Source organism: Sphaerisporangium sp. NPDC049002, assembly GCF_040649355.1.
Taxonomy (GTDB): domain Bacteria; phylum Actinomycetota; class Actinomycetes; order Streptosporangiales; family Streptosporangiaceae; genus Sphaerisporangium.
Genome location: NZ_JBEZFH010000240.1, coordinates 1 through 10,506, shown reverse-complemented (window position 1 = coordinate 10,506; position 10,506 = coordinate 1). Strand labels below are relative to the sequence as shown.

Sequence of the window (10,506 nt, the reverse complement as noted above, 5' to 3'; positions counted from 1 at the left end):
CACCACGATCACCAGGAACACCAGCATGACACCGATGTGCAGCAGCAGACCGACCTTCTCCAGCACCTCGTTCGCGGTGTGACCGAGGGGGCGGAGCAGCGCCGCGGAGGCTTCGGACCCGAAGGCCCCGGCGCGGTAGGGGAAGTTGCCCGTGTTGATCGCCGCGCCGCGGAACAGGAACAGCGACCAGATCACGTTGAAGATCATGAACAGGATCAGCCACGCGCCGCCGAGGTGGGAGCCCGAGAACCGCGAGGCGCGGCCGAGCTTCTTCGGCGAGTTCGCGATGCGGATGGCCGCGAAGGACGCGAGGCCGAGGACGCACGCGATCGCGATGAGGTCCTGGAGGAACCCGAGGACGGGCCAGGTGCCGACGAGAGGGATGTGGAAGTCCGGCCTGCCGGTGACCGCCCCCTGTATCAGCGCCCCGTACGCCTCCAGGTAGACCGTCGCCAGGATCACGAAGGCCCAGAACACCAGGAAGTGGGCCACGCCCGACGGTGTCCACTTGAGCAGCTTCTTCTGGGCGAACACCTCGACGAGCTGCGCCTTGAGCTCGGCGCCGATGTTCTCCTTGGCGTATTGCACCCGCTCGGGGGCGGGCTGGCCGCTTGTGGCGAGGCTGTGGAGCCAGAGCACGCGGCGACCTGCGAGCGTGACCGCCACGGCGGTCATCACAAGCCCGATGATCGCTACAAGGAGCACGGGTCCTCCAAACTATGGCGTTGGCTGCCCAGCGTAGACACACCGGTCATCCACGGTTACGGCGAGACCATATCGAATAGTACCCGCCGGTAACTTAAAGTCGGACGCGGGACCTTCATGATTGGTCGGACCGATACTAGAACAATGCTCTGGGAAAAGCTCGCCCGGGGGCCGGTCAGTCGTCTCCGAGATAACGCTGGATGGTAGGAGCCAGGATCTCGACCAGTTCCTCGATCTCGACGGACGCCAGAGGCTCCAGGCGCAGCACGTACCGCATGAGGACGACGCCGAACACCTGCGCGAACGCGACCTGCATGCGGACCGCCGGGATGCCCAGCCCCTCGGCCACCCGGTTCATCACGGCCATGGTGAGGAACTCGCGGATCATCGCGACGATCTGCTCGTTCGTCATCGCGCTGCGCACCAGGGCGATGATCGGCTCGCGCGCCTGCGGATCGGCCGTCATCGTCAGCAGGAACCTGACCAGGCGCTCGCCGATCTCCTCGCGCGGCCCCTGGAGGATGAGGGGGATCATCTCCGCGGGGTTGACCGGCAACCGCAGCGCCGCGACGAAGATTCCCTCTTTGGTGTCGAAGTAGTGGTGGACCAGCGCCGGGTCGACCCCGGCCTCGCGGGCGATGCCCCGGATGGTCGCCTTGTCGAAGCCCTTCTCGGAGAAGATCTTGCGTGCCGCCGTGACGATCTCGCCTCGCGTGTCCGCCGACCCCGGACGCCGCCCCGGACGCCGCCTCTCGGTCGCCACCCCTCCGCCTTCCCCGTCGTCACCCCTGCTCAGGCGCCCGCCTTCCCCGTCGTCACCCCTGCTCAGGCGCCCGCCTTCCGCGCCGTCGCCACCCGCGCTCACCCGCCCGCCTTCCGCGCCGTGTGCGCTTCGCGAGCCACGCTCACCCGTCCGCCCTGGAGGCGACCGCGAGGTAGACCCGCATCGGCACCGTGAGCCGGCCGCCGGGGAAGACCCTCAGCAGTTCGGCGCGCTCGCGCTCGACGAGCCGGTCCGCGGCGGCGTCGTCCATGGCGGCGACGTAGGAGTGGGACCGCAGGTCGAGCAGGAAGTCGGCGACGCCCACGTCACGGGTCCAGTGGACCCAGGCCTCGCTGACGGTCAGCCCCGCCCGGGTCATCGCCGCCGCGACCGGAGGCACGCTCCAATCGGGCAGCGCGGGACCCTGGTAGCCGGGGCAGCTCCCGGCGAGCCGCACCTCGTAGGCCACCAGCCAGTCGGCGGAGCCCGCGCCCAGGTCGAGGGTGTTCCACCAGGCCGCGACGGCGCCGCCGGGGCGCACCACCCGGAGCGCCTCCTTGATCGACTCCTCGGGACGCAGCCAGTGCCACGCCTGCGCGTAGCAGACCAGGTCGGCCGACCCGGAGCGGAGCGGCAGCGCGTTGCCGTCGCCCACGACCGCGCGCGGCGAGTCCGTGCGGGCCACGAGCCGGGCCAGCATGCGCCGGCCGGGATCGACGGAGACGACCTGCGCCCCCCTGCCGAGCAGGCCCCGCGTCGAGATGCCCGTGCCCGCGCCCACGTCGGCAACGGTCGCCCCGGCCAGCGAGATGGAGGACAGGTCGGCGAGCGCGTCGTACAGGCCGTCGGGATATCCCGGCCTGGCCGCGTCGTAGGCCTCGGCGACGCGGTCGAACACCTCGTGGCTCATGGCGTCGATCGGATCATGTCGTCGAGGAGGCGGCGAAGTGCAGGCGGGCGAAGGCCAGGCCCTCGGCCAGGTCGTCGATGCGCTCGGTGCGCCCTGCGGCCTTGCGCGTGTTGATCTCCAGCACGATCAGGCCGCCGTACCCCGCTGTGGCCAGGCGTTCGAGGATGCGCGCGCAGGGCTGGCTCCCCCTGCCGGGCACCAGGTGCTCGTCCTTGTTGGTGGTGCCGACGCCGTCGGCCAGGTGCAGGTGGGCGAGCCGGTCACCGAGCTTCTCGGCCATTTCGAGGGCGTCGGAGCCCGAGACGGCCGTGTGCGACAGGTCGAGCGTGACCTGCGGGAAATCCTGGTCGACGGGATCCCACCCCGGCGAGTAGGGCACGACCTCGGCGCCGCGGGCGCGCAGGGGGAACATGTTCTCCACGGCGAAGGTCACGTCGGTCTCGTCGCGCATGCGGGCGAGCCCGGTCTCGAAGTCACGGGCGTAGTCTCGCTGCCAGCGGAAGGGCGGGTGGACCACGACGGTGCGCGCGCCGAGCCGCTCGGCCGCCTTCTGCGCCTTGACCAGCTTGGCCCAGGGGTCACGGCCCCACACCCGCTGGGTGACGAGGAGGCACGGGGCGTGCACGGCCAGCACCGGCAACTGGTAATGGTCGGAGAGCCGCTCCAGCACGTCGATGTCCTGGCTCACCGGATCGGCGCCGACCATGACCTCGACGCCGTCGTAACCGAGGCGCGCGGCCAGCTCGAAGGCGTCCGGAGTGCGCTCCGGATACACCGACGCGGTGGACAATGCGATCTTGGCGTTCGGGACTCGGATGACGTCGGTCACATCTGCCAGCCTAAGCCGGGTCACGGCCAGGTGGCGCTCCGCAACCCGGATGCAATGAAGATCACAATTGAACGGCCCGCATTCCGGCTGGTCTAGCGTGTTCTCATGGCGCGGATCGCTGACGGGGCCATCCCCAGTCCGAACATCTGGAACTCACCTCGTACCTACGAGCTGGAGAACCGCGCCGTCGACCCCGAGGGAGTCGTGGACGCGGCGATGTCCGCCATCCGGCCGTGGACCGGGGGCGTCGTCCTCGACATCGGCTGCGGCACCGGCTTCCACCTGCCCGCCTTCGCCACCACCGCGAGCAAGGTCGTCGGCGTCGAGCCCCACTCGGGTCTGGCCACGCTCGCCGCCGAGCGCTGCCGCGGGCTTCCCGGCGTCTCGGTCCGCACGGCCACGGCCCAGGCGCTGCCGGTCCCCGACGCCTCCGTGGACGTCGCGGTGGCCCGGTGGGCGTACTTCTTCGGCCCCGGGTGCGAGCCCGGCCTGCGCGAGCTGTCCAGGGTCGTACGGCGGGGCGGGGCCGCCTTCGTCGTCGACCTGGACGCGACCAGGGGCGCTTTCGGCGGCTGGTTCAGCCGCACCGTGCCGTCGTACTCCGCGGCGGCCGTGGAGGCGTTCTGGTCGCGCCAGGGATGGCGGCGCCAGGAGCTCGACCTGCGCATGGTCTTCTCGTCCAGGGCCGACCTGGAGGCGGTCCTGCGCATCGAGTTCGCCCCCGCCGTGGCCGAGGAGGCGATCGCGCGGACCCAGGGCCTCGATCTCGACTACCCCAACGTGCTGCGCTGGCGCCACTTCTGACCTTCGCGTATCTCCCGGGACGCGATGGCTTGACCTTGACGTTAACGTCAACGATTAGCGTTGAGCGCGTACCAGGGAGGGCCCATGCGGATCGGGGAGCTGGCCAGGCAAGCGGGAGTGAGCACTCGGGCGCTGCGCTACTACGAGCAGCAGGGACTGCTCCCGGCCCGAAGGACGGCCAACGGCTACAGGGAGTACGACGAGTCCGACCTGAAGCTGGTCACCGAGATCCGTTCCCTGCTCACCGTGGGGTTCACCCTCGACGACGCCCGTCCCTTCGTGGACTGCCTGCGAGCGGGCAACCACGCCGGAAACGCCTGCCCCGAGTCCGTCGAGGTCTACCGGCGCAAACTCGCCGAGATCGACGAGCAGATACGCACCCTGCTCGGCCGCAGGGCCGAGGTGGCCGCACAGCTCTCCGAGGCGTGCCCCGGATGCGTGCTCAGAACCGGAGGAACGACATGATCACACTGACCGACGAGAACTTCGACGAGCAGGTACTCAAGAGCGACAAGCCCGTCCTCGTGGACTTCTGGACCGAGTGGTGCCCACCCTGCCGCATGGTCGCGCCGATCCTGGAGGAGATCGCGAACGAGTACGACGGGCGCCTGACCGTGGCCAAGCTGAACGCCGACGACTTCCCGGAGATCGCCGCCCGTTACGGCGTGATGGGCTTCCCCACGCTGAACCTCTACCGGGACGGCGAGGTGGTCCGCCAGGTCATCGGCGCCAAGCCCAAGCGCCTGCTGCTCGCCGAGCTGGACGGCCATTTCTGATCTGCCCGGAGGCCCGTGAGAGCGAGTTTGTCGGCCCGGGCCGATAGCGTGCCCCGCATGACCAAGACGCAGAAGCTCGGTTACCGCTGTGCCGAGTGCGGGTGGCGGGCCGCCAAGTGGGTGGGCCGCTGCGGCGAGTGCCAGGCCTGGGGCACGGTCGACGAAGAGGGCGCACGCGCCGGGGTCCACGTCGTCCAGGGTGGCGCTGTGTCCGCCCCCGCGCTGCCGATCAGCCAGGTCAAGGCCGAGTTCGCCCGAGCACGCACCACCGGCATCGGCGAGCTCGACCGGGTGCTCGGCGGCGGCCTCGTGCCCGGCGCCGTCGTTCTGCTGGCCGGCGAGCCGGGCATCGGCAAGTCCACGCTCCTGCTGGAGGCCGCCGCCAGCACGGCACGCCACGACACCGTGCTCTACGTCACAGGCGAGGAGTCCGCCGCCCAGGTGCGCATGCGGGCCGACCGCATCGGCGCCATCCAGGACCAGCTCTACCTGGCGGCGGAGACCGACCTCGCCGCGCTGGTCAGCCACGTCGAGAAGGTCCAGCCCCGGCTCCTCATCGTCGACTCGGTGCAGACCATCGGCTCCTCCGCCGCCTCGGGCGTCCCCGGCGGGGTCACGCAGGTGCGCGAGGTCACGGGCAACCTCGTCCGCCTGGCCAAGGAGCGCGGCATGTCCACCGTGCTGGTGGGCCACGTCACCAAGGACGGCTCGATCGCCGGGCCGCGAGTCCTTGAGCACCTCGTCGACGTGGTGCTCCACTTCGAGGGCGACCGCCACTCGCGGCTGCGCATGGTCAGGTCCATCAAGAACCGCTTCGGCCCCACCGAGGAGGTCGGCTGCTTCGACCTCAACGAGCGCGGCATCCAGGGGCTGCCCGACCCGAGCGGGCTGTTCGTCTCGCGGCGCTCCGAGCCGGTGCCGGGCACGTGCGTCACCGTCACGGTCGAGGGCACCCGTCCGCTCCCGGCCGAGGTGCAGGCCCTCGTCGGCCCCACGGAGGCGCAGCAGCCGCGCCGGTCCTCCTCCGGCCTCGACCCCTTCCGCGTGACGATGATCCTCGCCGTGCTTGAGCGCCGGTTGAACGCCCGGCTGAGCGGCTGCGACGTCTTCACCGCCACCGTGGGCGGCATCAGGCTCAACGACCCCGCCGTCGACCTCGCGGTGATGCTCGCGGTGGCCAGCGCGGCGGGCGACCGTCCCCTGCCGCCCGGCCTGATCGTGCTCGGCGAGGTCGGCCTGGCCGGGGAGCTGCGGCCGGTCAGAGACGTCAGGCGCCGGGTGGCCGAGGCCGCACGCCTGGGCTTCACCCACGCCCTGGTGCCCGCCGGGTCGCTCGACCAGGAGCCCTCCGCGCTCCCGAGCGCCGACGGGCGCGACGCGCTCCATCCGGTCCCCGTGACCAGCCCTCCCATCCGTACGACGAACTTTTCCCACGGTTTCGACGTCACAGAGGCAGAGAACGTCTGGGACGCGCTCACGCACGTCACCTGAGCACCGTCCGGGTCCGGTCACCGCTTCGCCGGTAAACTGGGCGACGTCAGCGACCAGCGGGGGCCATGTGGCACACACCAACAAGGGGATCGACGAGCGCCGAAGGTCCACTCTTGCCACGCTCGCTCCAGGCACCGAGCTGCGTGACGGCCTGGAGCGCATTCTGCGCGGGCACACCGGTGCCCTCATCGTGCTCGGCTATGACGAAACGGTCGAGGTCGTCTGCACGGGCGGCTTCCTGCTCGACGTGGAGTTCTCCGCGACCCGCCTGCGCGAGCTGGCCAAGATGGACGGCGCCATCGTGCTCAACCGCGCCGGCAACAAGATCGTGCGTGCGGCGGTCCACCTGGTCCCCGACTCCTCCATTCCCACCAACGAGTCGGGCACCCGGCACCGCACCGCCCAGCGGGTGGCGCGGCAGACCGGCTTTCCCGTCATCTCCATCAGCAAGTCCATGCGCATCATCGCCCTGTACCTCGACGGCGTCCGTTACGTCATGGAGGAGTCCGCGGCGATCCTGTCCAAGGCCAACCAGGCCCTGGCGACCCTGGAGCGCTACAAGATGCGCCTCGACGAGGTCTCCGGCACCCTGTCGGCCCTGGAGATCGAAGACCTGGTCACGGTCCGTGACGTCGCCGCCGTGGTGCAGCGGCTCGAAATGGTCCGCCGCATCGCCGGCGAGATCGAGGGGTACGTCGTCGAGCTCGGCACCGACGGGCGCCTGCTCTCCCTGCAACTGGCCGAGCTGGTCGCGGGCGTCGAGGAGGACCGCGACCTGATCATGCGCGACTACCTCCCGGCCGGGACCGGACGCCGCCCGCTCAGGGTCTTCGAGTCGCTGGCGGAGCTCGACCGGCTGTCCCCCGGCGACCTGCTCGACCTCACGGCCGTCGCCCGCGTGCTCGGCCATGCGGGCTCCGAGGCCCTCGACGGGCCGGTGAGCCCCCGGGGGTTCCGTCTGCTGGCCAAGGTGCCCCGGCTCCCCGGCAGCGTCGTCGACCGCCTCGTGGACCATTTCGGGGGCCTGCAGAAGCTCCTGGCGGCCAGCACCGAGGACCTCCAGTCGGTGGGCGGCGTCGGCGAGTCGCGGGCGCGCAGCGTGCGCGAGGGCCTGTCGCGCCTCGCCGAGGCCTCCATCCTGGAGCGCTACGTCTGAGCACCTTCGAGTGCTCCATCCGAGCATCCTTGATGCGCTGCGCGTGAGCACCCTTGGAGCGCTATGTCCTGGCAGGCCCGCGTCAGCGTAGGTGGAAGATCACTTTCGGGCTCTTCAGCGACTCCAGCCGGGCCGTGGCGACGTAGGTGCCGTCGTGGGCCTTCGGACGGGCTGAGCGGCAGTCGGGCGCGGAGCGGTGACGGTCCCACTCGACCATGCGCACGTGGGGCACCCCACGCCGCAGACGCCGCACGTCGCGGCCTTCGCCGCTCACGCAGTCGGCCGTCGACCAGACGCGGTCGGACCCCGAGGTGATGCGGATCTCGACCGCGCGCGGCCCGACGTCGACCGTGCATTCGAGGCGGCCGATGTTGACGACGGTCAGCATGAATCTCGGAGCCCCCTTGCCCGAGTAGACCTCGGACGAGCCGCTCAGGCTGATGACCAGGTCGGGCTTCTGGCACGGGTCGCCGGGGCGGCGGGTGCGGGTCGGCAGGGGCGAGGGCGTGAGGATCACCGGGGGACGCGCGGAGGCCGGCGCCTTGGCCGTCGTGCTGGGGCTCGGAGTGGAGCTCGGCGAGACCACCGCGGGGCTCGCCCCGGGGCTCGGGTCCTTCGACCCCGCGACCGCGGGCCGCGCCGGCGAGCCCGACCCGAGGCCACCGGACGCGCTCGTGCAGGCCCATGCGACCACGGCCACCACGACCAGGGCGCCGGTGAGCACCGACACCCTGCGGCGCCAGTAGACGTCCGGCCCCTCTACGCCGACGTCACCACGGAACGTGTCCGGATCCATACTCACAGTATGGAGAGTTGTGGCCCGTCAAGGGTGTCGACCCGCCGATCAGCGGAGAACGTGCTGGTTGGGGAGGCATGACAGACCAGGGCAGAAGCGACGACCTTGACGTGTAACCCGAGCGCCGGAAAACTCCCGTCGACCCCCGCGACCCGTCCGCGAACTCCCGAGACCCGTCCGCGCCCCTCTCGCACGAACCCCGCGGCCCTCTCGCGCACCCGCAGCCTTCCCGCACGAACCCCGCGGCCCTCCCGCGCAGACCCGCAGTCCTCTCGCACGAACCCCGTGGCCCTCTCGCGCGGGCCTCGCGGTGCTCTCCTACGGGCCCACGGTGCCGTCCTTGGTGAGCGCCTCGCTGGTACCCGGCTCGCTTACCATCGACCGTATGACACGTGTGCTGGTCGTGGAGGACGACCCGGCCATCGGTTCCGAGCTGCTGGAGGCGCTCGGCGGCAACGGATACCAGGTGACCCTGGCGACCACCGGCGGCCAGGCGCTTGAGCGGGTGCGCGACGGCGCTCCCGACCTCGTCCTGCTCGACCTCGGGCTGCCCGACATCGACGGCGTGGCCGTATGCCGGCGCCTCCGGAGCGCCCTGCCCTCCACGGTGATCGTCGTGCTGACCGCCCGCACCCAGGAGTTCGAGGTCGTCGTCGCGCTGGACGCGGGCGCGGACGACTACCTCACCAAGCCATTCAGGCTGACCGAGTTGCTCGCCCGGCTGCGCGCGCACCTGCGCCGCCAGACGGCGCCGCCGGGAGAGCGCACCCTGTCCGTCGGGCTCCTGACCCTCGACCTCCCCGCCCGCCGCGCGTACGTCTCCGGCGAGGCACTGGCCCTGCGGCCCAAGGAGTTCGACCTGCTCGCGGCGCTGGCGTCCCGCGCGGGCGAGGTCGTGACGCGCGAGCAGCTGATGGACGACGTGTGGGACGCCAACTGGTTCGGGCCGACCAAGACCCTCGACGTGCACGTCTTCGCCCTGCGCCGCAAGCTGACCGAGCACGGCGAGGATCCCCAGCGCATCACGACCCTCCGGGGCCGCGGCTACCGCTACGAGATCGACGTATAGCCGGCCCGGCGGAGGCGGCGCGCGGGCTCGGGTGGGTCAGGCGACGGGCAGGAGCAGGCTGAACACCGGCGGCGAGAGCCGGCGAAGGACCAGCCGCCCGCCTTCCGCCTCGGCGAGCGACCGCGCCAGCGCCAGGCCGATGCCGTGTCCCTCCTCGTCCCCCGAGCGGCGCGCGAACACGTCGGCCCCCTCGGGGATCCCCGCCCCCTGATCGGCCACCTCGATCGCGACCCCGTCGCCGAGGTCGGCCACGTCCACGGTGATCTCGCCCTTCCCGTGCGCGACGGCGTTGTCCAGCAGCACCTGCAAGATCTGCCGGAGCGCCGCGGGCGACGCGGCGACGGCGGGCAGCTCGCCGGGCAGGTTCAGCGCCAGGGACCGCCCCTGCGCGGCCAGCCCTCCGTACCAGGTCTCCCGGACCTCTTCCAGGAGCGCCCCGACGTCCAGGCACCGGTCCTGCGCGCCGTGCTCGCGCGTGAGCCGTACGAGATCCTCGATGACCGTGCGCAGTTGCTCGCCCCGAGCGAGGGCCGTACGGATGGCGTCCTCACGCTGGGCGTCCGGGCGGGCCAAGGCGGACTCAAGCCCCAGGAGCATGCCGGTGAGGCGCGTACGGAGCTGATGGGAGACGTCGGCGCTGAAGGCGCGCTCGCGTTCGAGCACCTCGCCGAGCCGCTGGGCGGTCGATTCGAGGGCGAGGCCCGCGACGTCGGCCTCCCGCAGGTCCGAACGCGGGGCACGGATGGAGAAGTCACCCGCGCCGAGGGCCTGGGCCGCCCGCGTCAGGTGCTCCAGGGGCGCGGCCAGCCGTCTCGACGCGCGCAGGGCGAACGCGATCGCCAGGCTGACGACGATCACCGCCAGGCCCGCCATTAGCAGCCACGTGTCGTGTACCCGGTCCGCGACCTCGTCGTACGGCGTGGCCACCCGCACCACGCCCCCGCGCCCCTCGTCGGAGGGGATCGGGGCGGAGACCGCCATGAAGCCGTCCTCGACGGCCTCGTGCACGTGGCCGTCATGGGAACCGGCGGCTAGGTTCGATCGCCTGGGCCCGTCGCCGAACAGCAGTGCCCCGTCGGTCGCGTAGACGCCGACACGGAGGCCGGTGGGCACCCTGATGCACACTGACCATGCCATCGTCACCCATTGGAGTCAAAACACTTCTTTGTGTGAACAATTCTGGATAGATGGTGCCAATTTTCGTGCC

The 10,506-nt window shown here is 71.2% G+C and carries 11 protein-coding genes and 1 pseudogene; 6 read left to right on the top strand and 6 right to left on the bottom strand.

Going from position 1 to position 10,506, the window contains the following annotated elements; translation table 11 throughout:
- The 4 genes and pseudogenes from AB0B89_RS31430 to AB0B89_RS31415 all read right to left on the bottom strand — a co-directional run.
- Positions 1 to 705, bottom strand: a pseudogene (locus AB0B89_RS31430) (Fe-S oxidoreductase); the annotation flags it as partial.
- 175 nt (positions 706 to 880) lie between these two features.
- Positions 881 to 1,570 carry a TetR family transcriptional regulator gene (locus AB0B89_RS31425; protein WP_358560042.1) on the bottom strand — a complete coding sequence of 230 codons (690 nt, stop codon included), beginning with the start codon at positions 1,568 to 1,570 and terminating at the stop codon, positions 881 to 883.
- A gap of 40 nt (positions 1,571 to 1,610) precedes the next feature.
- Positions 1,611 to 2,378: a class I SAM-dependent methyltransferase gene (locus tag AB0B89_RS31420; protein ID WP_358560040.1), complete on the bottom strand. Its 768-nt coding sequence runs from the start codon at positions 2,376 to 2,378 to the stop codon at positions 1,611 to 1,613.
- Positions 2,379 to 2,391: 13 nt separating this feature from the next.
- Positions 2,392 to 3,207: a sugar phosphate isomerase/epimerase gene (locus AB0B89_RS31415; protein ID WP_358560038.1), complete on the bottom strand. Its 816-nt coding sequence runs from the start codon at positions 3,205 to 3,207 to the stop codon at positions 2,392 to 2,394.
- A 105-nt stretch (positions 3,208 to 3,312) separates the two neighbouring features.
- Between AB0B89_RS31415 and AB0B89_RS31410 the strand changes: the two genes are divergently transcribed.
- From AB0B89_RS31410 to disA, 5 genes are all read left to right on the top strand, one after another.
- Complete coding sequence (locus tag AB0B89_RS31410) at positions 3,313 to 4,011, top strand: class I SAM-dependent methyltransferase (RefSeq protein WP_358560036.1); 699 nt, start codon at positions 3,313 to 3,315, stop codon at positions 4,009 to 4,011.
- Between the two features lie 84 nt (positions 4,012 to 4,095).
- A complete protein-coding gene (locus tag AB0B89_RS31405; RefSeq protein ID WP_358560034.1) occupies positions 4,096 to 4,476 on the top strand; it encodes a MerR family transcriptional regulator in 381 nt (126 codons plus the stop codon).
- Positions 4,473 to 4,787 (top strand): thioredoxin, encoded by a 315-nt coding sequence (gene trxA, locus AB0B89_RS31400; RefSeq protein ID WP_358560032.1) that lies wholly within the window; start codon positions 4,473 to 4,475, stop codon positions 4,785 to 4,787. The genes AB0B89_RS31405 and trxA overlap by 4 nt, the downstream gene beginning before the upstream one ends.
- Before the next feature lie 57 nt (positions 4,788 to 4,844).
- The gene (gene radA, locus AB0B89_RS31395; RefSeq protein WP_358560030.1) at positions 4,845 to 6,278 is read left to right on the top strand and encodes a DNA repair protein RadA; all 1,434 of its coding nucleotides are present in this window, start codon (positions 4,845 to 4,847) and stop codon (positions 6,276 to 6,278) included.
- Between the two features lie 67 nt (positions 6,279 to 6,345).
- Complete coding sequence (gene disA / locus AB0B89_RS31390; protein ID WP_358560028.1) at positions 6,346 to 7,434, top strand: DNA integrity scanning diadenylate cyclase DisA; 1,089 nt, start codon at positions 6,346 to 6,348, stop codon at positions 7,432 to 7,434.
- Positions 7,435 to 7,516: 82 nt separating this feature from the next.
- On the opposite strand, the gene AB0B89_RS31385 is transcribed toward disA, so the two are convergent.
- Positions 7,517 to 8,230, bottom strand: a complete 714-nt coding sequence (locus tag AB0B89_RS31385) for a hypothetical protein (RefSeq protein ID WP_358560026.1) — start codon at positions 8,228 to 8,230, stop codon at positions 7,517 to 7,519.
- A gap of 385 nt (positions 8,231 to 8,615) precedes the next feature.
- On the opposite strand from AB0B89_RS31385, the gene AB0B89_RS31380 reads away from it, so the two are divergent.
- A complete protein-coding gene (locus tag AB0B89_RS31380; protein WP_358560024.1) occupies positions 8,616 to 9,299 on the top strand; it encodes a response regulator transcription factor in 684 nt (227 codons plus the stop codon).
- A gap of 36 nt (positions 9,300 to 9,335) precedes the next feature.
- Here the strand turns inward: AB0B89_RS31380 and AB0B89_RS31375 are convergent, their stop codons facing one another.
- Positions 9,336 to 10,412, bottom strand: a complete 1,077-nt coding sequence (locus AB0B89_RS31375; protein ID WP_358560022.1) for a HAMP domain-containing sensor histidine kinase — start codon at positions 10,410 to 10,412, stop codon at positions 9,336 to 9,338.
- Positions 10,413 to 10,506: the final 94 nt, after the last annotated feature.

Bases quoted from the DNA above. Each gene is read 5' to 3' on its own strand.
- AB0B89_RS31380 (WP_358560024.1), top strand. From the start codon at position 8,616: ATGACACGTGTGCTGGTCGTGGAGGACGACCCGGCCATCGGTTCCGAG.
- AB0B89_RS31405 (WP_358560034.1), top strand. From the start codon at position 4,096: ATGCGGATCGGGGAGCTGGCCAGGCAAGCGGGAGTGAGCACTCGGGCG.
- AB0B89_RS31385 (WP_358560026.1), bottom strand. From the start codon at position 8,230: ATGGATCCGGACACGTTCCGTGGTGACGTCGGCGTAGAGGGGCCGGAC.
- AB0B89_RS31420 (WP_358560040.1), bottom strand. From the start codon at position 2,378: ATGAGCCACGAGGTGTTCGACCGCGTCGCCGAGGCCTACGACGCGGCC.
- AB0B89_RS31410 (WP_358560036.1), top strand. From the start codon at position 3,313: ATGGCGCGGATCGCTGACGGGGCCATCCCCAGTCCGAACATCTGGAAC.
- radA (WP_358560030.1), top strand. From the start codon at position 4,845: ATGACCAAGACGCAGAAGCTCGGTTACCGCTGTGCCGAGTGCGGGTGG.
- trxA (WP_358560032.1), top strand. From the start codon at position 4,473: ATGATCACACTGACCGACGAGAACTTCGACGAGCAGGTACTCAAGAGC.